Below are 19,652 nucleotides of genomic sequence, written 5' to 3' on the forward strand. Positions count from 1 at the left end.
ATGTCCGTACCGGATATTCGTAAACCTTCCGAACTGCTGCAGGCCATCGAGCGAGGCTTGCGCCAGGCCGAACCAGGCCTGCAGGTGGGCACGCGCCAGGACTTCGGCAACACCTCCGGGCAGCCGTGGTTTTTGCTGGATATCGAGCGTAACCAGCAGGCCCCGCGTTCCTCCCTGGGGCGCCAGGTGCAGTTGCTGCGCATCGTCCTGCAGCTGTGTGTGCCGCGCCATGCGGGTTCGACCCAGGCCGCCTGGGACCTGGCCAGCCGGCTGCTGACGGTGTTGGCGGATAACCGCTGGGGCTGGTCGGCCGAGCAGTGTGGCGCAGCGGGCAACATCGTCGCGCAGCCTTTGCCGGTGACCGATCCGCAGCCGACCCATGACGCCTGGAGCTTGAGTTTCGACCAGGCCATCTACCTGGGGCCGGCGCTGCTGGATGACCCTGTGGGCAAGCCGTTGTTCGCTCGTACCTGGGAAGTCTCCAGCATCGACGATCCGAGCCGATACCGAGCCCTGGAGGACTGAACCATGTTCGATGCCTTCCTTAGGGTGCAACTGGCCCCGATCATCGAGCGCCTGGCCGAGATGGAAACCGAGCTGGACGACCTGCATCGGCGTGCCGAGAGTTTCTGCCGGATCGGCATTTGCCATTCGGTGGACGCCGCCAGCAATACCTGCCGGGTCAGCCATGGCGACCTGCTGACCCCGGCCATCCGTTTCTTCAACCCCAGCGCCGGGGAGCAGAGCGAGTCGCGCATTCCTTCGGTGGGCGAGCAATGCCTGTTGCTCAACCATGGCGCGGGGGAGGGCGGGGGCCAGTCGGTGGCTTTGTTCGGCCTCAACAGCCAGCGCTTTCCCCCGGCCGCCACGGTCGCCGGCCTGACCCGTCGGCAATACCGCGACGGCAGCCAGAGCAGCTACGACGACACCAGCCACACCCTGAACTGGAGCAACGGCCCGGCGGCATTCAGCGGCAGCCGTGAGGCGCTGGAGTTGAGCCTGGGCAATGCCCGCCTGGTGATGACTGCCGATGCCGTGGACCTGAGCCTGGGCGCCAGCGGCCTGCGGCTGGATGCCGAGGGTGTGCACTTGCGCGGCCCGCTGGTGGAGCACCAGGGCCGAGTCATCAGTACCGCATAAGGAGTTCGCCATGATCGGCGTTGATAGACACACCGGGGCAGCGGTCGATGACTGGCTGCAATTTGTCCAGCGTGCCACCCGGGCGCTGACCACCCCTTTGGGCACCCGGCAGAAGCGGCCACTGTACGGTTCGCTGATTCCCCAGTTGCTGGGGCGCAATCTTGGCGACGACCTGTTGGTCCTGGCCCAGAGCCACGCCGCCGAGGCGTTCTACAACAAGGCTAACGGCATCGCCGACTTCGAGCCCGAGGTTATCGTCGCCAGCCGCCAGGGCGCGGGCTTGCTGCTGCGCTTCGCCGGGACCTGGAACAACCGCCGGCAATCCTTCGAGGTGGTGACATGAGCATGCTGATTCCCGGGCAGAACCAGCTCGAAGAACCGGAGATCGTCAAGGTCGATGAGTTCGAGCCGTTGCTGGCCGAGTTCAAGGCCTTCGTCCTTGACTATGTGGCTGCCCGTTCCCCGGAGCAGGCGACCAAGTTGCGCACCAGCCTGGACAACGAAAGCGAACTGCTGACCATGGCCCTGGAGGCCTTCTGCGTGCGCTTGCAGACCCACGAGCGCAAGTACAACGCGCGGATCCGCCAGATGCTGGCGTGGTGGGCCACTGGCAGCAACCTGGACGCGCGCCTGGCCGACATGGGCCTGGAGCGCCAGCTGCTGGTGCCGGGCGACGACCAGGCCTTTCCGCCGGTGCCGCCGGTATACGAAAGCGACGACGATGCGCGGCTGCGCTACTACCTGGCGCCCCACGCGCCAGCGGCTGGTTCGCGCATGCAGTATCGACGGGAGATCTTCACCCTGGGGGAGCGGCCGGTGGTCAAGGTCGACTCCGGCGCCGCCGGGGTGGTGACGGTCACCTACACCTTCGACCCGGATGGCTTCGCCGCCCAGGTCAAGGATGGCAACGCCCGGCGCACGGCACCGGGGGAGGTGATGGTGACGGTGCTGTCGCGCTCCGGGGATGGCACGCCATCGGCAGAGTTGCTTGATGGCGTGCGCAGGCACTTCGCCCGCCCGGATGTGAAGCCGGAAACGGATCGGGTCACCGTCCAGGCAGCGCAAATCTTGCCCTACCGGATTCGCGTGGTGGCCAAGATCAATCCGGGACCCGATTCCGGATTGACCAAGGTCGCAACACAGCAACAGCTCCAGGCCTACGCCGACAGCTGTCACCGCCTGGAGGGGCGGGTCGACCCGAGCTGGATCGATTTCACCTTGCACAAGGCTGGCGCGGTGCAACTGGAGATCCTCGAACCTTTGCAGCCCATAGTCACCAGTGCATTCCAGGCGCCTTATTGCCTGGGGGTTGAAGTGGAGGTGCGGATTCTATGAACGAAGACAATGCACCTTCGAGCTTGCTACCGAGCAACAGCTCGGCACTGGAAAAGGCTCTCGACCTGGGGTTTGCCCGGTTGCTGGAGCGTGTGGCACCGCCGTTTCCCCAGTTGATGGACCCGGCCCGTACCCCGGCGCAGTTCCTGCCTTACCTGGCCGCAGACCGTGGGGTCAACGAGTGGGATGCCGGAGCCGGTGAAGCCGAAAAGCGCCTGACCGTGGCGTTGTCCTGGCAGATCCAGCGCCAGGCCGGGACCCACAAGGCCTTGAGTCATGCGGTCGAGTCCCTGGGCTTTAAGCCCAATATCGCTGCCTGGTACGAACAACGGCCCCAGGCACACCCCTACACCTTCGATGTGCAGGCCGTCATCGTGCGGGACTGGTCCAGTGGCGATCACAACCGCTTGATACGGCGCATCAACGCCGCCAGGAGCGAGCGCGACGAGGGCACCATCACCGTGGTTCACCAGACCGCTGCCGGCCTGGGCGTGGCTGCGGCGGCCGAGCCGGGCCTGAGCATCGGCGACGACAGCCACCCGGGCGCATTGCCGCAGATCCGCCTGCATGGGGCTTTGGGCCTGGGCGCTGGGGCCGCTACGCCATTGAGCGATGGCGAGCTGTGCCTGGCCGGCGTGCTGCCTGAATTCGGGCTCGATGCCCGACTCAACAATGCTGGGGTTGCCCAGCACTACACCATCAACGACTACGACCTCAGGGCGCAGCTATGACAGAAGACATTACGCGCTTGGTTCGCTTCACTTCCGCCGGTCTGGAGGAAGTGCTGGCGGCCAAGAACCAAGGCTTGAAAGGGCAGATCACCCACATCGGCGCCGGTACCGGTCGCTACGATCCGAGCGGTTCGCAAACCAGCCTTCGCGATGAGCGGCAACGGGTGGCAATCGTGGATTACGAGGACCTGGGTTCGAACCAGCTACGGATGGCGGCGCTGTTCGATGGCGCGGACGAATACGAGATTGGCGAGTTCGGTTTCTACCTGGCCAGCGGTACGTTGCTGGCGGTGTATTCGGTGGCCGGCAAGCTGCTGACGTACAAGGCCGCCGCTGCCCGGGTGCTGCAGAAATTCACCCTGGATATCTCGCCGTTGCCGGCCCAGAGCGTGACCGTGGTGGTCGGGAGCGAGAATCTCAACATCTTGCTGGCAGATGAGCTGGCCACGCTCTCGGCGGCCAGCATCGACCATATGAACCGGGGCCTCGACGTGCTGTTTCGCCTGCGAGCCCTGGAAAAAAGGACCGTCTGACGGGCCTCGAATCAGGCTTGCAGGTGCCAGTGAAGTGGTTCAGTCACTGGTGCTGAATGGGCAACGTCGTTGTGAACAGTCGCAACGCAATCTAAGGAGTTAGGACTTTGAGTACAGAACAGCAACTGGCCGCGGTGGTAAACGCGGCGAACAACTTGACCAATACCGTCACGGGCAAGGTCGGCGAGATCGACCAGGCCATTGCCAAGGCTCGCCAGCAATATGACTCGCAACTTGCGGATCTCCAGGGTCGCCTGCCACGCCTGGCCGTTACCAAGAACTTCACCCTTTTACCCAACTCGGCCGGGACACTGATCGACAACTGGGGCATTCATGCCCAGGTCACCACGACTCAACTGCGTGCCATTTCTTCGGTGTCCCAGGCAACGGGGCGCCCGGTTGCGGATGTCGACTTCATGCTGAAGGTGCAGGCGGATGTCCGGGAGCAGTATCCGAATTTCGATATCCGGGCATCGGACTATTGGCGCGGGGCGATCAACGTCTGGCAAATGAAATGGACCCAGATCGACTCCAGCCCCTGGTTGGCCTTTCCCTACGCCAGCGACCAGGCATTGGCGAACGGTGCCGCTGCGGTACCGCTGAACACCTCGCTGACCCTGGGTGCTTTCGTGCGAGTGATTGAAGGGTCGATCGCTGGCGCCTGGAGTCACGGTGCCGAGAAGGGCAAATGGCGCTGGTGCTCGACCGTGATGTCTCCTTCGGCGTTGTTTGGAGCCTATTTCCACTTGCATCCAATGCGAACTTCGTCCAACGGACTGATTGAAATCATGCTGGCCGGTGCTTGCACCGGCGCGGTCACCAATCCAGGTGACTGGGGCACCATGCTGGCCATTAGCTAAGGAACAACACCATGAAACCTACCTTTGTACCTGCCGAGCTGCATCCGATCATCAAGTGGGAAATGATTCGCAAGGCGCGCGATGAAGACCTGGCCGCCAGTGACTATGCCGCCATGCCCGACTACCCCATGGGCGAAGCCAATCGTCCGGCGTTCGCCGCCTACCGCCAGGGGCTGCGGGATATTCCCGAGCAGGGCAGCGATCCGGATGCGGTCGCCTGGCCGGCCAAGCCGGAATTCCTCAAGTAACTCTTCCGCCGCGCAAGCGGTTTTTTTACGCCTGAACAAAGCCCCGTCCCGGGGTTTTTGCGTTTTTGTCTCTGGAGAAACATGCATATGGCTATCCGCCAGAAATACACCGTGCTCGTGCCATTCCCCACCGGTGGTGGGCACTGGTCGAGCGTCGGCGAAGAACTCGACCTGCTCGATGTCCAGGCCAGCGCGCTGCGCAGTGCCGGGCGCCTGGAGCTGACCAGCGTCCTTGCGGCGCAGACCCCATCCACCAAGGCCGCCAAGGCCGCGACCAAGAAGGCTGACTGACCATGGCTGAGGTTTTGAACTTCGAGCACAACGGCATTACCGTCAATGCCAGCGAATCCCCCGAGGCCATGGGTGGCCTGGGCGACAACGTCATCGGCCTGGTGGGCACCGCGCCCAACGCCCATGCCTCGCTGGCCAAGAACACGCCGATCCGCATCAGCAACTTCAGCACCCAGGCGTTGCTGGACCCCACCGGCGCCGAGGCCGGCACGCTGTTCCAGGCGGTGCTGCAGATCCTCAAGGTGGTCAAGGTGCCGGTCTACGTGGTGATCGTCGACGAGGGCGCGACCCCGGCCGACACCCTGAACAACGTGATCGGCGGCGACGAGGCGGTGACCGGGCGCAAGCTGGGCCTGGCGGCCCTGAGCAGCGTGCCCGAGGACCTGACCATCATCGGCGCCCCGGGCTTCACCGGCAGCAAGGCGGTGGCCGGTGAGTTCGCCGCGTTCGGCAAGCGCATCAAGGCGCGGGTGGTCCTCGATGGCAAGGATGCCTCGGTGGCCGACCAGGTGGCGTACAGCAAGGAACTGGGCGGCGCCGACCTGGGCTTCGACCGTTGCCTGGTGGTGCACAACCTGCCGGCGGTGTACTCCAAGGCGGCCAAGGCCAATGTGTTCCTGGCCCCGTCGAGCCTGGCCATCGCGGCCCTGGCCAAGGTCAAGCAGTGGGAGAGCCCGGGTAACCAGGTGACCTTCGCCGAAGATGTTTCGCGCAGCGTGGAATACAACATCCTCGACACCTCCACCGAGGGCGACCTGCTCAACCGCTACGGCATCAGCTACTACGCACGCACCGTGCTGGGCGGCTTCTCGCTGCTGGGCAACCGCTCCATCACCGGCAAGTTCATCAGCTACGTCGGCCTGGAGGACGCCATCAGCCGCAAGCTGGTCAAGGCCGGGCAGAAGGCCATGGCCAAGAACCTGACCAAGTCGTTCATGGACCAGGAGGTCAAGCGCATCAACGACTGGCTGCAGACCCTGGTGGCCGACGAGACCATCCCGGGCGGCAAGGTCTACCTGCACCCCGAGCTCAACAGCGTCGAGAAGTACAAGAACGGTACCTGGTACGTGGTCATCGACTACGGCCGCTACGCGCCGAACGAGCACATGATTTATCAACTCAATGCCCGCGATGAAATCATCGAGCAGTTCCTGGAGGACGTTCTCTAATGTTTACCAACCGAGTCAGACAGGCCATCGCGGCCACCCTGCAAGGCCTGCCGCTGTCGGCGACGGTGGAGGAGTTCACGCCACCGAAGATCGAGTTCGAGATGCAGGAAATGCGTGGTGGGCGTTTCATCGGCGAGGAAATGGCCAAGGGCGGCAAGGTCCTGGGGGCCAAGCTGGTGCTGCAGGGCGCAGGTCCGGAAATCATGCTGGCCCTGGGCGTCAGCGTGGGTGACGACATCCTGCTCAACGTCCGGGAAGCCGGGCAGGACCAGGACGGCAACACCTACTTCATCTACCACACCGTGGGCGGCAAGTTGAAGTCGCTGGAAGAGGCTCCGCTGAAGATGGGCGAGCAGCCCAAGACCACCCTGGAATTGAGCTGCCGTACCTACAACCGCCTGGAAAACGGCGTGCCGGTGATCGACGTCGATGTGCGCACCCAGAAGTTCATGCTCAACGGGGTCGACATCCTCGGCGCAGCGCGGCGTGCGGTGTTGCTGCCCTAAAAGGCGCGACCCTTCTGCCAATGCCAGTCAGTCAAGCGCGGTGATCCCCTGTAGGAGCAGCCAGTCGACGCTCGATTGCTCGCGAGGGGCGTTAAAGCCAGTGGATAAACCCAGCGCTCTGGCGTCCATCGCGGGCAAGCCTCGCTCCTGCAAGTTCCCCAACTGATCGGCATTGCCCTTCCATGCCTCCGGTGCCTGACGTGTTCTGCCGCCGGCGGCGTTTTTGTTTTTCCAAGGAATTGATCTCATGTCCTGGACACCTCCGGTCCATGTGCTGCTGGCGCCGATTACCGGCGACGATGGCAGCACCCTTGAGCGGATCACGCTCAAGCCTTTGTTCTACGCTGCGCAAAAAGACGCCCTGGCCCGTGCCGGGGATGATGAAGACGATCAGTTCTTCGCCCTGGCCAAGCTCGCCACGGGGCTGTCCGACAAGGAGCTGGACCAGCTCAAACGTCCGGACTACGTGAGCATTGCCCAGTACGTACACGATATGTCGACCCGTCCGACTTCCTACTTCTTGGAGCAGGACGAGCAGGCCGACCCGGACCAGGTACCGCTGCTGTTGCCGCTGGACCTGGCCGGCCAGGGCCGGACGTCGCTGACCCTGGAGATGCCAGCGCTGCGCGCGACCAGGGTGATGAAGAAACTCGCGACGCCCAAGGAACGGGCCGAGTTCATCACCGCCCATTGCACCGGTCTGATGATCCCGGACCTGGCCATGCTGACCGTGCCGGACTGGACCCAGTTGCAGGTGCGCATCGACGATTTTTTAAACAAACCGGCGGACTTCTTTCGCAGCGCGACATCGAAGTGATCCTCGATGTGGTGCCGCTGATCTACTCGGTGACCGAGGCCGAGATCCTGGAGTGGGACGCCGGCAAGGCAATGCGTCGCTACGACATAGCGATGACCCGCCTGGGCCTGAACAAGGAGTAGCGTGCGATGGCACAAGGTAACTTTTCCCTGAGGTTCGCCGCGGTGCAGCAGGCTGGCGGGTTGTCCGCCGATGTTGCAGCGACGTTGCAGTGGTCGGCCCCTTTGCCGGAGCGCGATGGCGCCCTTGGCGGCGGGCTCAGGCAGCTGGTTCGCGGGCAGGAACGACTGCTGGCGGTGGTCGAATCCCTAAGGGGCGTGCTGGTCTCCCAGCGTTCGTTGCTGATGACCCTCAATGACCGCCAGGTCCTGGCCGCACCTGCTGCGACGCAGCCAGCCAAGGCCTCGGTGCTGGACAACAAGCCCCTGAGCCATCTCAAGCCGGCCATCGGCCTGGATACCGCGATGGTGGAGCTCAAGCGGGTGCTGCCGCTGACCGCCGAGCAGCAGCGGCAGATGGTGGAGCAGCACATCAAGCTGGCCAACGAACCCTTGGTGGCGCCCACCGGTGCCACGGCCACCGACCTGGTGCGGGTCGGGCTGGCGGCGGCCAAGGCCGGGGTCGGCGTCGAGGGTTCGGGCGCTTCGGCCCAGTACCAGCCGCAGCAGGTGCTGGACTTTGCCCGGGATGCGGCGCTGGTCGGCTCCGGCCTGGAGTTGAAGGTCAAGCAGGCGGGGGACTTGCTGTTGGGCTGGCGCAGTGCGATGCAGCTCGACCGCGGCCAACGCCTGGACCTGGCCGATGCCACCCAGCACTTGGGCAGCGGGCTCAAGGTCTCGGCGGCGGACATCGGTTCGATCCTCGGCCGTTATGGTGGTAACGCCATGGCCGCGGGCATGAGCCCGGAACAAGCGGCCGCGCTGCTGGCCGCCTTGCTCAAGTCGGGGGCCGACCAGGCCAGTGCCGGAGTGGCATTGGCCCAGTTCAGTCAGGCCCTGGTCCAGGGTGACAAGGCCTCGCCGGAGCAGCTTGCGGCCTGGCGTGAGCTCAAGCTCGATCCACGAGCCGTGGCTCGCGATATGCAAACCCAGGCGCCGCAGACGATCCAGGCGGTGCTCGCGGCGTTGCAGGCGCAACCGGCCGAACGCCAGGGCGCCATCGCCGCGCAGCTGTTCGCCGACAATGGTGCGTTGCAGGCGCTGTTGCCACGCCTGGACGGGCTGGCCCAGGCCTTTGCCCTGGTGGCGGACAAGCCGCAGTACGCCAGCTCGCTGCGGGATGGCCAGGGGGCGGTGGCCAAGGCTGCCCAGGAGGCCGCGCAAACGCCTCAGGCCCAGTGGAACCGCCTCGATGCCCAGGTCGATGGCTTCAAGAGCTCCGTGGGTTCGGCGGTGCTGGCCGACTATGGCAGTTCGTTGACCGGCGCTGGGGCGGTGCTGCAGAAGTTCGGTGAGCTGGCGCAGATGTTCCCTCATGTGGCCGCTGCCCTGGCGGTCTCGGTGGCTGCGGTTTCGGCGCTGGTGAAGCTCAAGGGCCTCTACACCGATGTCAGTGACCTGTTCTCGTTGGGCAAGAAGCCTCGCGGGCCCCAACCTCCGGCGGGAGGGGCGGGTGGCGGTGGTATTCGCTCACGGCTGGGCCCGGTGTTCTCGCGCATGGCGGGCATGGTGTCGAACCTGGCTGGCAGGAGCGCGGCCGCCGTGCAAGCGGCGGGCAGGGGGCTGGGCGCGGCGGTGTCTGGCCTCGGGACCCGGTTGGCCACGATGACCCGGCAGGCTTCTGCCAGGGTTGGGGCCAGCGCCGGCCAGCTGTCATCGCGGTTGGGAACCGCGATGGCCGGGTTGGCCACCCGAGCGACAGCCATGGCGCGCCTGGCCGCTGAGCGGGTGGGTTCCACGATGGGCCGGCGTTTTTCCGGCGGGGCGCCGCGACTTCCAGGAGGGGCCGGGGGCAAGCTGATGGGCAAGCTATTCCGCCCCTTGAGCCTGATCGAGGCTGGAGTCGAGCTGGTACAGGGCTGGCGCGAGGGTGACTCCGGCAAGGTCGGGGCCGCCGTGGGTTCGGTCGGCGGTGGCTTGGCGGGCACGTATGCCGGGGCCAGCACCGGAGCGGCGATCGGCACGCTGATCTTCCCGGGTGTCGGTACTGCCATCGGTGGCCTTTTGGGTGGCGCCCTGGGCGGTCTGGCCGGCGGCGAAGCCGGTACCTGGCTCGGTGACAAGCTTGGGCGCCAGGCGGACCGCCTGGCCGCGCCGGCGGCGGTCAGCCAGAACCTGGCGGCAGCCCAGGCGGAGAACCGGCAGATCAACTTTGCCCCGGTGGTGCATATCCACGGCCAGGACCAGGCCAGTGCCCAGCAACTGGCTGACCGGGTGGTTCAGCAACTGCAGGCGCAGTGGCTGCCGCTGATGGGCGATTCACTGGCCGTGCGGCGTGGCGCGGCGTTGACCGATGGAGTGGCGTGATGAAACAGCAGATGGCATTGGGAGATTTCATCTTCGGCCTGTCCCGCAGCTTTGCCTATGACTCCCTGGTGCGCACCACCGACGGGGGCTGGAAGCCCCTGAACATCCTGGTGAGCAAACCGCGCACCAACCAGGGCGGGCAGGGCCTGGAAACCTTGAAAATCACCGGCAAGGCCATGTACGGCGTGGCCATGGCGCGCCTCGACGAGTTGCGCGCCTTGCAGGCCCGCCGCGTGCCGCTGCCGTTGATCGACGGTGTGGGGCGCAATTGGGGGCGTTGGGTGATCAAGAGCGTCACCGAAACCCAGAGCTCGGTCATCGACGACGGTACGGCGATGCTGATCGATTGGGTGCTGGATCTGGAGGAGTTCGTCAATGCGTAGGGCTCGAAGCATCGCCGGCGATTCGGCGAACCTGTTGTTGTACCGCGAATTGGCCCGCAGCGACGACGAGGTCGAGGAGGCGTTCTGGCGCCTCAATCCCGGTCTCGCGGAGTTGGGGCCTGTGTTGCCGGCCGGAGTCTGGGTGCTGCTGCCGGAAGTGGAAGCGCGGCCGCGGGCGCTGGCGCCGGTTTCGGCCTGGGATTGAGGAGGCCACATGACACTTGGATTTACACCCGTGGTGGAGATCTACGGCGCCAACTCGGAGCTGATCATGCAGCGCTTGCTGGATTGGCAGCATGTGGATGCCGCGGGCATCGAGTCCGACCAGCTCAAGCTGACTCTGGACATCGAGGGCCTGGAGGGCCTGCCGAGCCTGGGCGGGAAGATCGGCTTGCGGGTCGGCTATCGGGAAACCGGGTTGGTGGACAAGGGCTTGTTCGTGGTGAACCAGCGCACCCCGTTGCTGTTCCCCATGCGCTTGAAGCTGGTGGCCACCGCCGCGCCCTTTGGCGCGGCCGATGAGAGTGGTTTCCGCCAGCGTCGCAGTGCCAGCCATGGGCCAACGACCCTGGGCGCACTGTTTCGCCAACTGGTCAGCCGCCATGGTTTTTCGCCTCGGGTGGCCCCGGAGCTCGAAGGCAAGGCCATCGAGCACATCGACCAGTCCAACGAGACCGACATGGGCTTCCTGACGCGCCTGGCTCGGCGCTACGACGCGGTCACCAAGCCGATCAACGGGCTCTATGTGCTGGCCCGCAGCGGCCAGGTCAAGTCCCTCTCGGGCAAGCCGCTGGAAGATGTGACGCTGAGCGTGACCCGTGACAACCGACCGGGGGACCGGGCCTTCATCACCGCCTCACTCGATGAGGAAGCACGGATGAAGTACAGCGGTTGCATCACGGCCTGGTGGGACGCTGCGGCGGGTCAGGAGCAGCGGGTGAGCCTGGGGATCAAGCCGTTCAAGACCTTGCGCCAGCGGTATCAGAGCGAGGCCGAGGCGCGGGCAGCGGCGGAAGGCGAGATACGCAAGCTGGAGCGGGCGGCGCGCAAGGTCAACATCGACTGCCCGGGCAATCCCGCCCTGGCGGCCGAAGGCTTGCTGCTGCTGGACTCAAGCTGGCCGGGGTTCATGCAGGGGCGCTGGTCGATCGACAAGGTGACGGCCAGCGGCAGCCACGAGCAGAGCTATCGCTGCCTGGTCAACGCCAGCTGCCTGGGTGACTAGGGGCGGGGTGGCGCGTGGCCTGGGCGTTGCGGGCCAGGACGGTTGAAATCAAAGGAGTTGAGAAATGCTCAAAGAATGCAGATGCGGTAGTTGCAAACGACTGCTCGCCCGGGTGGGCGAGTTTACGGAGCTCCAGATCAAGTGCTCGCGTTGCGGCACCTTGAATCATGTGAAGGGCTTGAACCTCGGGCGATCGCCATCGAGCGACATGGCTGCGCAATCCAGCGCGCCAGATCATTGAACTCAATAGGTGAAACTGTGGAAGCTGCAAAAATCGGTAAACACTTTCGTGCGCTGTACCCCAACGGGAGCGTGGTGCAATTGGTCGCCCCTTCGGAGAACACCGACGGCCTGTGCATTCGCTACGCCAACGCCGCTGCCGGCAACGGCTATGTGAACCTCTATGCCTCGCCCAAGGCACCTTCTAGCCCGGGCGATATCGACACTCGTATCGTCTTTTGCAGCAACAACCCGGGGCGTGCCGGCGAGCAGTCCCAGGTGTTCCTGCCCTATCCGCTGCTGATTCCGGCAGGGCACGGTATCTGGGCCAGCAGCGGCAGCTTCCAGGCTGGCGCGGCCCCCACCGGTGGCCTGGGGCTGTCGTGGGATTTGCTGGGCTGACGCCTGGGGCGGGACCGTCCTCTATGTGCGGATAACGGCTTGGCTACTGAAGCTGTTGGATGCCGCACGATCTTGCCGCGACAGGCGGCCAAGGCTATTGCCCCAAGGCCGATTGGCCGGGCGGTAGCTCTCTGTTTTGTGCCATTAACGACCGCTGGGGCGGTGATTTACCGCGTGGCTGGTCGGGTGCAAAAAACTTCCCGGGCAAGGGTGTCCGGGGAGCATTTCAATCACAAGGAGAAACAAACATGGCTGAGAAATACATTTCGGTGACCGCCGTGAACGGTCAGGCAGCGCTGGTTTCCGTGGGCAGCGTTTCCAAAGTGATCGACCAGGGTAACTACCCCGTGATCTACCAGGGATCGGACACCAACAACTACCAGGTCACCAACACCCTGGCGGCGCTGAAGGTGGCGTTGAACGCGGTGTAGGTTGCCGTGGCAGGCAGCGTTCCGTGAGTGTGGCAGTCCTGTGTGGTTGCCATCGAACGCTACGGATCAGAGCCCTGCGCAAGCTGTGGCGTGCACTGGGCACGGGACACCCGGCACAGTGGTAAACGAGAGAGCCTGGAGCTCCGCCTTATCGCCTTTGAGCGACAGACCCTGCGCAATCCTGCGCAGGACAATCGACTTCAAGGTGAAAAAATGGAAGCAGTTCCAGTGGGTAACCACTTCGTATCGATCTATCCGATTCCTGCCGGTATCACCACCATCGTGGACCCGGCCAAGAACACCCATGGCGTCACCCTTCGCACGGGGTACATCGCGCCATCCAACGGCGCCGTCGACCTCTACTGTGGCCAGGTGGCGCCGACGATCCCCGGCGACAGGACCGTGCCCATCATTTTCTCGGGCAATGGCAATAGCGCCGCTGGGTCGCATTCGGAAGTCGTGCTGCCCTATCCGTTGTTCGTTCCTGCGGGTAAAGGGCTGTGGCTGGGGACTTCGGTGCCTGCCAGTACCCCACGACCCGCTGGCATTGCCCTGACCTGGGACTTCCTGGGTTGATCTGCCCCAGGACCTGGGCCTCACGAGGGTTGAGGGCCCTGGGACGGCTTGTCACTTGCAAGCCATGGGGCCTGGTGTAGGTTAGGCACATGCCCGCCTCATCAGGAGATCAATGTGAAAGAAATCACTCAGCTTGCCGCGGAACTTGGCCGTCGCCTGCAGGTTCTCAATGCCCACGTCAGCACGGCAGAGTCTTGTACCGGGGGCGGGATCGCCGAGGCGATCACCCGGATTCCAGGAAGCTCGGCCTGGTTCGAGGCAGGCTACGTGACCTATTCCAATCGCCAGAAGACCGAGCAACTGGGGGTGTCCAGCGGGCTTTTCGAGTCGGTGGGGGCGGTCAGTCGCGAGGTGGTGGAGGCCATGGCCCGTGGTGCCCAGGTTCGTAGTCGTGCGCGTTTTGCCGTGGCGGTCAGTGGCGTTGCCGGGCCGGATGGCGGTTCACCGCACAAGCCCGTGGGCACGGTGTGGCTGGCCTGGGGCGTGGGGGATAGGCTGATTACCGAGTGCCGGCACTTTCCGGGGAACCGGGACGAGGTCCGCCGACAAACGGTGAAGGCCGCCCTAGAGGGGCTGCTGCAACATGCGGCGGCAGAAATCGCAAATCAGGGGTAGGCGATCCTCGAACGCTGTGGAATAATACTGGCTACTTATACAGGTGTTGGCCGTCAGGCCTTATTGATTACGTGAGGACTTTAATGGACGACAACAAGAAGAAAGCCTTGGCTGCGGCCCTGGGTCAGATCGAACGTCAATTCGGCAAGGGTGCCGTAATGCGTATGGGCGATCACGACCGTCAGGCGATCCCGGCCATTTCCACTGGCTCTCTGGGTCTGGACATCGCTCTGGGCATTGGCGGTCTGCCGAAAGGCCGTATCGTTGAAATCTACGGTCCTGAGTCGTCCGGTAAGACTACCCTGACCTTGTCGGTCATTGCACAGGCGCAGAAAGCCGGCGCCACTTGTGCGTTCGTCGACGCCGAACACGCCCTCGATCCAGAATACGCTGGCAAGCTGGGCGTCAATGTCGACGACCTGCTGGTTTCCCAGCCTGACACTGGCGAGCAAGCCCTGGAAATCACCGACATGCTGGTGCGTTCCAACGCGGTTGACGTGATCATCGTCGACTCCGTGGCGGCCCTGGTGCCCAAGGCCGAGATCGAAGGCGAAATGGGTGACATGCACGTGGGCCTGCAGGCTCGCCTGATGTCCCAGGCGCTGCGCAAGATCACCGGCAATATCAAGAACGCCAACTGCCTGGTTATCTTCATCAACCAGATCCGTATGAAGATCGGCGTGATGTTCGGTAGCCCGGAAACCACCACCGGTGGTAACGCCCTGAAGTTCTACGCTTCTGTTCGTCTCGACATCCGCCGTACCGGTGCCGTGAAGGAAGGCGACGAGGTGGTGGGTAGCGAGACCCGGGTCAAGATCGTCAAGAACAAGGTGGCTCCACCGTTCCGTCAGGCTGAGTTCCAGATCCTCTACGGCAAGGGTATCTACCTTAACGGCGAGATCATCGACCTGGGCGTGCTGCATGGTTTCCTGGAGAAATCCGGCGCCTGGTACAGCTACCAGGGCAACAAGATTGGCCAGGGTAAGGCCAACTCTGCCAAGTTCCTGCAGGACAACCCTGAGATCGGCAATGCCCTCGAGAAGCAGATCCGCGACAAGCTGTTGAGCGGTTCGCCGGACCTCAAGTCCAACCCGGTCAAAGAGACCGAAGACGACATGGCCGACGCTGACTTCTGATTGACCCCATGATCGCCGTACTCGATACCCTCGTCGCTGTGCGGCGAGCTGCAATGGACCTGCTCGCGCGACGCGAGCATGGTCGAGTCGAGCTGACGCGTAAACTGCGTCAGCGCGGCGCCTCTCCTGAAATGATCGACACTGCCCTTGACCGCTTGACGGAAGAAGGCTTGTTGTCTGAATCCCGTTATCTTGAAAGTTTCATCTCTTATCGAGCCCGTTCCGGTTATGGACCGATGCGGATCCGTGAGGAACTTGGCCAGCGTGGTTTACAGCGTGTTGATATCGAGCAGGCCTTGCGCGAGTGCGGAGTCGACTGGCAAGAGCAATTGCGGGATGTCTGGCAGCGCAAGTTTTCCGGACAGTTGCCAGCAGATGCTCGGGAGCGTGCCAAGCAAGGACGTTTCCTGGTTTATCGCGGGTATTCCATGGACATGATCAACCGCTTGCTGAGTCGTCGCAGCCTGGATGATTGAGGCAGTGCCCACTGCAGGGTGCAGTGGGCGGTCGCCGATCAGTTGACCTTGCTGGTTTCCCTTTCCCGTTGAGTTGGTCGGGGCTGATGCCTGGGCCCGTTTTCCGGCAGGTTGATGAAGTCGATCAACTCCCGCAGACGACCATTGTCCCGAGCATTGAAGGCGAATGACAGGCGCGTCAGGTGACTGAACTGTGCCTCATCCTGTTCCTCAGGGTTGTAGACCTGCTGCTGGAACTGGCCACTCAGGCACAGATCGGCGAATTCGTCCTGCATGACAGCCAATGCTTGCTCATTGAGGGGGTGGTTCATGCGGATGACGAATTGCTGCTTGAGCCAGCGGCTGGAGTGGAAATTGGCATAGAACTGCTGGATTTCCTGCACCGCTTCTTCGGTGCTGTGTACCAGGCGCATCAACTTCATGTCGCTGGGCAGGATATAGCGATTGGCTTCCAGCTGGTCGCGGATGAAGTTCAGCGCGCCTTGCCAGAATTGCCCGCCAGGGGTATCCAGCAGCACCACCGGTACCAACGGGCTCTTGCCGGTCTGGATCAGGGTCAGCACTTCCAGGGCTTCATCGAGGGTGCCAAAGCCCCCAGGACAGAGGACCAGCGCATCGGCTTCCTTGACGAAGAACAGTTTGCGGGTAAAGAAAAAGTGGAATGACAGCAGGTTTTCCGTCCCACCTACGGTCGGGTTGGCGTGCTGCTCGAATGGTAGGGTGATGTTGAAGCCCAGGCTATGTTCCAATCCGGCGCCAGCGTGGGCTGCCGCCATGATGCCGCCACCGGCTCCGGTAATGACCATCAGGTCGGAACGAGCCAAGGCGGCCCCCAATTCCTTGGCCATGGCATACAGCGGGTGTTCGCTGGGGGTGCGTGCCGAGCCGAAGACGGTCACCTTGCGCCGCCCTTTGAACTGTTCCAGCACCCGAAAGGCATGTTCCAGTTCGCGCAGCGCCTGCAGGACGATCTTGGCATTCCAGCGATTGAGATCCTCTTCCGCCATGCGCAGGACAGTAAGGACCATATCGCGGTAGAGGGGGAGATTCGGGCTGTTGGGAGCAACCCGCTTGAGTTGTTCTTCGACCTGGCCTGTGAGGTCGACGCCGTTGCTTTGAAAATGACGGGCCAAGAGGTCATTCGTTTGGTAGGGCATTCAGCTTCTCCTTCTGCACAGAACCTTGCGCACGCTCGACATGTTCGAGCGCGCCACGACACTGCCTGTGTCGCTGCCTGCCTGGTCCAACGCCCGAGCAGTGTTTCGAGCCGATCACCGGTGGGTCGTTGGGTGTGCCCGGCTCATCCTCAGAGGTTCTGCTTTCCTTTATGTGAGAAAAACGTGCACTCAAGACTCAGGTGGCGGACTCCTGGGCCGCCGTTGGGCAGTTGATGGGAACCTTCGAACATGACTTGATCATGTGCCCATAAAGTCTTGGCTGGCAACCGTTTCTTGCTGGGTTTTCAAGGGATGAACGCCGCTTATCAGAACGGGCGGCAACCCTCTGAGGCTCTGATTTACTGAGCTGTAGCGCTTGGCTCGGAAGCGGTATCCGGGAGGCGGTCCAGGTCGCTCTTGTCGGTACAGGCCAAGGGCATGGAGGCGATGGATGACCACTGTGGTGCTGGAAATCGATCCACAGCTTTACCTGCTGTTGCAAGAAGCTGCGCTGGCCCATCGATTGAGCCTGGAAGAGGAGTGCCGGCGCCGATTGGCGGGAGAGGAGCGGCCCTCGATATACCTGCAGGCCTTGGTAGCGGAGTTGCGCGCCGATGATCAACAGCGGCGCGCAACCCGTACATGATTATTTCTTCTTGGGTGCGCTCTGCGAAGGGCAGTCCGACTCTTGGAAACGCGCCGAAGCGACTGGACGGTTGGTTCGGTTCTCGGTGAACTCGTAACGCATGACCGCGCCCTTGGCCATCAGCTTGCGATAGTTGGGGTTGCGGCAGACGCTGGCGCCCAGTTGCAGGTAAACCGCCTTGGGGTTGGCGCGCATTTCGGCAGCATGCCCGGCCTGGACGCTGAGGTGGTTGATCAGCTCCTTGCCATCAACGGTATAGCCTTGATCGAGGATATTCTCGTTGATTTCCCGAGGAGTGCCGATGTTGCTCTCTTCTGCGACCTTCTCCAGCATCTTGCTCAGTTCGAACTCTTGCAGGGATGCGGCCTGGACGCCCAGGGGCAGGGCCAGCAGAAGGGCGACGGTAGGAATGGTAAAGCGCAACATGAAACTCTCCTGGTGCAGTGACTGATGCTTCGACCAGTCACTCGACTGTGCGTTCAGTGGCGACGGATTATAGGGGGAGAGTCGGGAAGGCGGTACAGGTTTGCATGGACGGCTCTGATAAACTTCTCGGACTTTTCTTTTCTCGAGTCATTTTCGTGTCGAATCTCTCCCTCCTTTGGTGCGGCCAGCAATGAGCCATGCGGTTTCCCGTTTGCGCGACCAGCGCATGGCTCGTGTGGTCAAGCCCTTTTTAGCCAGGGGTTCCCGGGCTGAGCGTTGCCCTCGTTGCCGGGTGATTCCCACTCATTGCCTGTGTGCCTGGCGGCCAAACGTCAGGAGCGATTCGGCCATGTGCCTGATCATGCACGATGTCGAACCGCTCAAACCGAGTAATACCGGTTGGCTGATTGCCGATGTGGTCACCGATACCTCGGCCTTTCACTGGTCACGTACTGAGGTCGATCCGCAGTTGCTAGCCCTGCTCGCCGATCCGCAATGGCAGCCCTACATCGTGTTCCCGGGAGAGTTCGTGGCCCCTGAGCGAGTCGTCAGCGAGGTCAGCCGGGAAGAGGGCAAGCGTCCGTTATTCATCCTGCTGGACGCGACCTGGAGCGAGGCGCGGAAGATGTTCCGCAAGAGTCCTTACCTGGAACACTTGCCGGTCTTGAGCCTTTCGTCCGAAAAACTCTCGCGCTACAAGCTACGGCGTTCCAAGCGTGATGATCATTTCTGCACCGCGGAAGTTGCAGCCTTGTGCCTGGAGTTGGCGGGGGATGAGCAGGTCAGCCAGGTCCTGGATGCCTACCTTGATGTATTCAGCACCCATTACCTGTCAGCGAAGTTCCAGAAAGCGATCGACCCGGATGATGAGGTTCACACTCGACTCAAGCCTTTTGTGTAGAGCTGCCTGCCTGGGATGGTTTTTGTGGCCATAGCTGGGCAACCAGCATTCCGCTGAGCATCAAGGCGCAACCCATGTAGCCGCGCATTTGCAGGGACTCATCCAGCAACCAGGCTCCGGCGATGGCGGCGAATACCGCTTCCAGGGACAGGATGATGGCCGCGTGGGAGGCGATGGCGTGCTTCTGGGCGATGACTTGCAGGGTGTAGCCGATGCCAACGGCAACGACGCCACCATAGAGAATGGCCGGACCGGCACCGACGATGGCCGGCCAATGGATCGGCTCAAGGCACAGGGCAAGGATCAGGCTCGCTGCCGAGCAGGTGGCAAATTGCAGGAAGGCTAGGCGGATCGGGTCATGCCGGCTGGCGAACAGGCTTACCAGGATCACGTGCCCACCCCAGACGAAAGCCCCGATCAGCTGCAACCAGTCTCCGGAGGCGACATGGAAACCCTCGCCGACACTCAGGAGGAACATGCCCACCACCGCCAGCACCGCCCCAAGCCAGGTACCCAGTGCCGTCCTGTGGCCAAGCAACAGGCCCAGTAGCGGCACTACAATGACGTAGAGACCGGTAATGAATCCGGCATTGGTGACGCTGGTGAACATCAGCCCGACTTGTTGCAGGTTGATTCCCAGGGCCAGGGCCAGCCCCATGAGCATGCCCCCCCTTAATAGGCCCGGGGTAAGAAAGGGTTCGGCTGGGCGATCGGTTGCAGGCCTACGTAGCACCAGCGGTAAAAGGCACAGTGAGCCCAAGGCAAAACGCAAGCCGGAATAAAGGAAGGGACCGATGTGATTCATGCCGGAGGTTTGTGCGACAAAAGCCGAACCCCAGATCACTGCGGTAATCAGCATCAGGACATCGGCACGCAAGGCTTGGTTGCGCATGGGAGCTCTCTTATTAGTTAGCGGGCCAAGATGCCGCAAAGCTTGAAACTTGACCACCCCGGCTTCGCTGGG

Annotated in this window: 30 protein-coding genes; 26 read left to right on the plus strand and 4 right to left on the minus strand. The window is 62.9% G+C overall.

Going from position 1 to position 19,652, the window contains the following annotated elements; all coding sequences use genetic code 11:
- From ATY02_RS07645 to ATY02_RS07695, 11 genes are all read left to right on the plus strand, one after another.
- Complete coding sequence (locus tag ATY02_RS07645) at window positions 1-525, plus strand: hypothetical protein (RefSeq protein WP_068580509.1); 525 nt, start codon at window positions 1-3, stop codon at window positions 523-525.
- Window positions 526-528: 3 nt separating this feature from the next.
- The gene (locus tag ATY02_RS07650; RefSeq protein WP_068580511.1) at window positions 529-1,140 is read left to right on the plus strand and encodes a phage baseplate assembly protein V; all 612 of its coding nucleotides are present in this window, start codon (window positions 529-531) and stop codon (window positions 1,138-1,140) included.
- Between the two features lie 10 nt (window positions 1,141-1,150).
- The gene (locus ATY02_RS07655) at window positions 1,151-1,483 is read left to right on the plus strand and encodes a phage baseplate protein (protein WP_053135635.1); all 333 of its coding nucleotides are present in this window, start codon (window positions 1,151-1,153) and stop codon (window positions 1,481-1,483) included.
- Window positions 1,480-2,475 carry a baseplate J/gp47 family protein gene (locus ATY02_RS07660; protein ID WP_068580513.1) on the plus strand — a complete coding sequence of 332 codons (996 nt, stop codon included), beginning with the start codon at window positions 1,480-1,482 and terminating at the stop codon, window positions 2,473-2,475. The genes ATY02_RS07655 and ATY02_RS07660 overlap by 4 nt, the downstream gene beginning before the upstream one ends.
- The gene (locus tag ATY02_RS07665) at window positions 2,472-3,206 is read left to right on the plus strand and encodes a phage tail protein I (protein WP_068580516.1); all 735 of its coding nucleotides are present in this window, start codon (window positions 2,472-2,474) and stop codon (window positions 3,204-3,206) included. Before ATY02_RS07660 ends, ATY02_RS07665 begins: the two co-directional genes overlap by 4 nt.
- Entirely contained in the window at window positions 3,203-3,739 is a 537-nt protein-coding gene (locus ATY02_RS07670; RefSeq protein ID WP_068580518.1) for a phage tail protein, read from the plus strand. The genes ATY02_RS07665 and ATY02_RS07670 overlap by 4 nt, the downstream gene beginning before the upstream one ends.
- A 107-nt stretch (window positions 3,740-3,846) precedes the next feature.
- Window positions 3,847-4,599, plus strand: coding sequence for a hypothetical protein (locus ATY02_RS07675; RefSeq protein ID WP_068580520.1), 753 nt, complete (start codon window positions 3,847-3,849; stop codon window positions 4,597-4,599).
- An 11-nt stretch (window positions 4,600-4,610) separates the two neighbouring features.
- Complete coding sequence (locus tag ATY02_RS07680; protein ID WP_053135617.1) at window positions 4,611-4,847, plus strand: tail fiber assembly protein; 237 nt, start codon at window positions 4,611-4,613, stop codon at window positions 4,845-4,847.
- 87 nt (window positions 4,848-4,934) lie between these two features.
- Entirely contained in the window at window positions 4,935-5,138 is a 204-nt protein-coding gene (locus ATY02_RS07685; protein WP_022642635.1) for a hypothetical protein, read from the plus strand.
- A gap of 2 nt (window positions 5,139-5,140) precedes the next feature.
- Window positions 5,141-6,307: a tail protein gene (locus ATY02_RS07690; protein WP_022642636.1), complete on the plus strand. Its 1,167-nt coding sequence runs from the start codon at window positions 5,141-5,143 to the stop codon at window positions 6,305-6,307.
- Window positions 6,307-6,813 carry a phage major tail tube protein gene (locus ATY02_RS07695; RefSeq protein WP_068580522.1) on the plus strand — a complete coding sequence of 169 codons (507 nt, stop codon included), beginning with the start codon at window positions 6,307-6,309 and terminating at the stop codon, window positions 6,811-6,813. Before ATY02_RS07690 ends, ATY02_RS07695 begins: the two co-directional genes overlap by 1 nt.
- A 27-nt stretch (window positions 6,814-6,840) precedes the next feature.
- Here the strand turns inward: ATY02_RS07695 and ATY02_RS07700 are convergent, their stop codons facing one another.
- Complete coding sequence (locus tag ATY02_RS07700; protein ID WP_068580523.1) at window positions 6,841-7,062, minus strand: hypothetical protein; 222 nt, start codon at window positions 7,060-7,062, stop codon at window positions 6,841-6,843.
- Between ATY02_RS07700 and ATY02_RS07705 the strand changes: the two genes are divergently transcribed.
- The 13 genes from ATY02_RS07705 (at window position 7,061) to recX (ending at window position 15,558) form a co-directional block, all read left to right on the plus strand.
- Complete coding sequence (locus ATY02_RS07705) at window positions 7,061-7,630, plus strand: phage tail assembly protein (RefSeq protein WP_068580526.1); 570 nt, start codon at window positions 7,061-7,063, stop codon at window positions 7,628-7,630. The two genes, ATY02_RS07700 and ATY02_RS07705, sit on opposite strands and share 2 nt — an antisense overlap.
- The gene (locus ATY02_RS36325) at window positions 7,627-7,752 is read left to right on the plus strand and encodes a hypothetical protein (RefSeq protein WP_022642640.1); all 126 of its coding nucleotides are present in this window, start codon (window positions 7,627-7,629) and stop codon (window positions 7,750-7,752) included. The genes ATY02_RS07705 and ATY02_RS36325 overlap by 4 nt, the downstream gene beginning before the upstream one ends.
- A 6-nt stretch (window positions 7,753-7,758) precedes the next feature.
- Window positions 7,759-10,095, plus strand: coding sequence for a phage tail tape measure protein (locus ATY02_RS07710; protein ID WP_068580528.1), 2,337 nt, complete (start codon window positions 7,759-7,761; stop codon window positions 10,093-10,095).
- A complete protein-coding gene (locus tag ATY02_RS07715; protein ID WP_068580530.1) occupies window positions 10,095-10,478 on the plus strand; it encodes a phage tail protein in 384 nt (127 codons plus the stop codon). The genes ATY02_RS07710 and ATY02_RS07715 overlap by 1 nt, the downstream gene beginning before the upstream one ends.
- The gene (locus ATY02_RS07720) at window positions 10,471-10,683 is read left to right on the plus strand and encodes a tail protein X (RefSeq protein WP_022642643.1); all 213 of its coding nucleotides are present in this window, start codon (window positions 10,471-10,473) and stop codon (window positions 10,681-10,683) included. The genes ATY02_RS07715 and ATY02_RS07720 overlap by 8 nt, the downstream gene beginning before the upstream one ends.
- A gap of 9 nt (window positions 10,684-10,692) precedes the next feature.
- A complete protein-coding gene (locus ATY02_RS07725) occupies window positions 10,693-11,703 on the plus strand; it encodes a contractile injection system protein, VgrG/Pvc8 family (protein WP_068580532.1) in 1,011 nt (336 codons plus the stop codon).
- A 64-nt stretch (window positions 11,704-11,767) separates the two neighbouring features.
- Window positions 11,768-11,944 carry a Com family DNA-binding transcriptional regulator gene (locus ATY02_RS07730; RefSeq protein WP_083236101.1) on the plus strand — a complete coding sequence of 59 codons (177 nt, stop codon included), beginning with the start codon at window positions 11,768-11,770 and terminating at the stop codon, window positions 11,942-11,944.
- Between the two features lie 17 nt (window positions 11,945-11,961).
- Window positions 11,962-12,324 (plus strand): hypothetical protein, encoded by a 363-nt coding sequence (locus tag ATY02_RS07735; RefSeq protein ID WP_176719837.1) that lies wholly within the window; start codon window positions 11,962-11,964, stop codon window positions 12,322-12,324.
- A gap of 248 nt (window positions 12,325-12,572) precedes the next feature.
- Window positions 12,573-12,755 (plus strand): hypothetical protein, encoded by a 183-nt coding sequence (locus tag ATY02_RS07740; protein ID WP_068580533.1) that lies wholly within the window; start codon window positions 12,573-12,575, stop codon window positions 12,753-12,755.
- Window positions 12,756-12,968: 213 nt separating this feature from the next.
- Window positions 12,969-13,331: a hypothetical protein gene (locus tag ATY02_RS07745; protein WP_068580535.1), complete on the plus strand. Its 363-nt coding sequence runs from the start codon at window positions 12,969-12,971 to the stop codon at window positions 13,329-13,331.
- 114 nt (window positions 13,332-13,445) lie between these two features.
- Window positions 13,446-13,946, plus strand: coding sequence for a CinA family protein (locus ATY02_RS07750; RefSeq protein WP_068580537.1), 501 nt, complete (start codon window positions 13,446-13,448; stop codon window positions 13,944-13,946).
- 83 nt (window positions 13,947-14,029) lie between these two features.
- Window positions 14,030-15,082, plus strand: coding sequence for a recombinase RecA (gene recA / locus ATY02_RS07755; RefSeq protein ID WP_068580539.1), 1,053 nt, complete (start codon window positions 14,030-14,032; stop codon window positions 15,080-15,082).
- Window positions 15,083-15,090: 8 nt separating this feature from the next.
- The gene (gene recX, locus ATY02_RS07760) at window positions 15,091-15,558 is read left to right on the plus strand and encodes a recombination regulator RecX (protein ID WP_068580541.1); all 468 of its coding nucleotides are present in this window, start codon (window positions 15,091-15,093) and stop codon (window positions 15,556-15,558) included.
- A 38-nt stretch (window positions 15,559-15,596) separates the two neighbouring features.
- On the opposite strand, the gene ATY02_RS07765 is transcribed toward recX, so the two are convergent.
- Window positions 15,597-16,715: a TIGR00730 family Rossman fold protein gene (locus ATY02_RS07765; RefSeq protein WP_068580543.1), complete on the minus strand. Its 1,119-nt coding sequence runs from the start codon at window positions 16,713-16,715 to the stop codon at window positions 15,597-15,599.
- Between the two features lie 451 nt (window positions 16,716-17,166).
- Between ATY02_RS07765 and ATY02_RS07770 the strand changes: the two genes are divergently transcribed.
- Entirely contained in the window at window positions 17,167-17,361 is a 195-nt protein-coding gene (locus tag ATY02_RS07770; RefSeq protein WP_068580545.1) for a hypothetical protein, read from the plus strand.
- On the opposite strand, the gene ATY02_RS07775 is transcribed toward ATY02_RS07770, so the two are convergent.
- Window positions 17,362-17,787: a quorum-sensing-regulated virulence factor family protein gene (locus ATY02_RS07775; protein WP_068580547.1), complete on the minus strand. Its 426-nt coding sequence runs from the start codon at window positions 17,785-17,787 to the stop codon at window positions 17,362-17,364.
- Between the two features lie 190 nt (window positions 17,788-17,977).
- Between ATY02_RS07775 and ATY02_RS07780 the strand changes: the two genes are divergently transcribed.
- A complete protein-coding gene (locus tag ATY02_RS07780; RefSeq protein ID WP_068580549.1) occupies window positions 17,978-18,688 on the plus strand; it encodes a tRNA-uridine aminocarboxypropyltransferase in 711 nt (236 codons plus the stop codon).
- Here ATY02_RS07780 and ATY02_RS07785 read toward each other — a convergent pair.
- Window positions 18,672-19,580, minus strand: a complete 909-nt coding sequence (locus tag ATY02_RS07785; RefSeq protein WP_068580552.1) for a DMT family transporter — start codon at window positions 19,578-19,580, stop codon at window positions 18,672-18,674. The two genes, ATY02_RS07780 and ATY02_RS07785, sit on opposite strands and share 17 nt — an antisense overlap.
- Window positions 19,581-19,652: the final 72 nt, after the last annotated feature.

This window comes from Pseudomonas sp. BIOMIG1BAC (genome assembly GCF_001705995.2).
In the GTDB taxonomy this organism is placed as follows: Bacteria; Pseudomonadota; Gammaproteobacteria; order Pseudomonadales; family Pseudomonadaceae; genus Aquipseudomonas; species Aquipseudomonas sessilinigenes.

Excerpts from the sequence above, each read along its gene's own strand:
- ATY02_RS07645 (WP_068580509.1), top strand. The coding sequence starts at position 1 with ATGTCCGTACCGGATATTCGTAAACCTTCCGAACTGCTGCAGGCCATC.
- ATY02_RS07650 (WP_068580511.1), top strand. The coding sequence starts at position 529 with ATGTTCGATGCCTTCCTTAGGGTGCAACTGGCCCCGATCATCGAGCGC.
- ATY02_RS07655 (WP_053135635.1), top strand. The coding sequence starts at position 1,151 with ATGATCGGCGTTGATAGACACACCGGGGCAGCGGTCGATGACTGGCTG.
- ATY02_RS07660 (WP_068580513.1), top strand. The coding sequence starts at position 1,480 with ATGAGCATGCTGATTCCCGGGCAGAACCAGCTCGAAGAACCGGAGATC.
- ATY02_RS07665 (WP_068580516.1), top strand. The coding sequence starts at position 2,472 with ATGAACGAAGACAATGCACCTTCGAGCTTGCTACCGAGCAACAGCTCG.
- ATY02_RS07670 (WP_068580518.1), top strand. The coding sequence starts at position 3,203 with ATGACAGAAGACATTACGCGCTTGGTTCGCTTCACTTCCGCCGGTCTG.
- ATY02_RS07680 (WP_053135617.1), top strand. The coding sequence starts at position 4,611 with ATGAAACCTACCTTTGTACCTGCCGAGCTGCATCCGATCATCAAGTGG.
- ATY02_RS07685 (WP_022642635.1), top strand. The coding sequence starts at position 4,935 with ATGGCTATCCGCCAGAAATACACCGTGCTCGTGCCATTCCCCACCGGT.
- ATY02_RS07690 (WP_022642636.1), top strand. The coding sequence starts at position 5,141 with ATGGCTGAGGTTTTGAACTTCGAGCACAACGGCATTACCGTCAATGCC.
- ATY02_RS07695 (WP_068580522.1), top strand. The coding sequence starts at position 6,307 with ATGTTTACCAACCGAGTCAGACAGGCCATCGCGGCCACCCTGCAAGGC.
- ATY02_RS07705 (WP_068580526.1), top strand. The coding sequence starts at position 7,061 with ATGTCCTGGACACCTCCGGTCCATGTGCTGCTGGCGCCGATTACCGGC.
- ATY02_RS07700 (WP_068580523.1), bottom strand. The coding sequence starts at position 7,062 with ATGAGATCAATTCCTTGGAAAAACAAAAACGCCGCCGGCGGCAGAACA.
- ATY02_RS07710 (WP_068580528.1), top strand. The coding sequence starts at position 7,759 with ATGGCACAAGGTAACTTTTCCCTGAGGTTCGCCGCGGTGCAGCAGGCT.
- ATY02_RS07715 (WP_068580530.1), top strand. The coding sequence starts at position 10,095 with ATGAAACAGCAGATGGCATTGGGAGATTTCATCTTCGGCCTGTCCCGC.
- ATY02_RS07720 (WP_022642643.1), top strand. The coding sequence starts at position 10,471 with ATGCGTAGGGCTCGAAGCATCGCCGGCGATTCGGCGAACCTGTTGTTG.
- ATY02_RS07725 (WP_068580532.1), top strand. The coding sequence starts at position 10,693 with ATGACACTTGGATTTACACCCGTGGTGGAGATCTACGGCGCCAACTCG.
- ATY02_RS07730 (WP_083236101.1), top strand. The coding sequence starts at position 11,768 with ATGCTCAAAGAATGCAGATGCGGTAGTTGCAAACGACTGCTCGCCCGG.
- ATY02_RS07740 (WP_068580533.1), top strand. The coding sequence starts at position 12,573 with ATGGCTGAGAAATACATTTCGGTGACCGCCGTGAACGGTCAGGCAGCG.
- ATY02_RS07745 (WP_068580535.1), top strand. The coding sequence starts at position 12,969 with ATGGAAGCAGTTCCAGTGGGTAACCACTTCGTATCGATCTATCCGATT.
- recA (WP_068580539.1), top strand. The coding sequence starts at position 14,030 with ATGGACGACAACAAGAAGAAAGCCTTGGCTGCGGCCCTGGGTCAGATC.
- recX (WP_068580541.1), top strand. The coding sequence starts at position 15,091 with ATGATCGCCGTACTCGATACCCTCGTCGCTGTGCGGCGAGCTGCAATG.
- ATY02_RS07765 (WP_068580543.1), bottom strand. The coding sequence starts at position 16,715 with ATGCCCTACCAAACGAATGACCTCTTGGCCCGTCATTTTCAAAGCAAC.
- ATY02_RS07770 (WP_068580545.1), top strand. The coding sequence starts at position 17,167 with ATGACCACTGTGGTGCTGGAAATCGATCCACAGCTTTACCTGCTGTTG.
- ATY02_RS07775 (WP_068580547.1), bottom strand. The coding sequence starts at position 17,787 with ATGTTGCGCTTTACCATTCCTACCGTCGCCCTTCTGCTGGCCCTGCCC.
- ATY02_RS07780 (WP_068580549.1), top strand. The coding sequence starts at position 17,978 with ATGAGCCATGCGGTTTCCCGTTTGCGCGACCAGCGCATGGCTCGTGTG.
- ATY02_RS07785 (WP_068580552.1), bottom strand. The coding sequence starts at position 19,580 with ATGCGCAACCAAGCCTTGCGTGCCGATGTCCTGATGCTGATTACCGCA.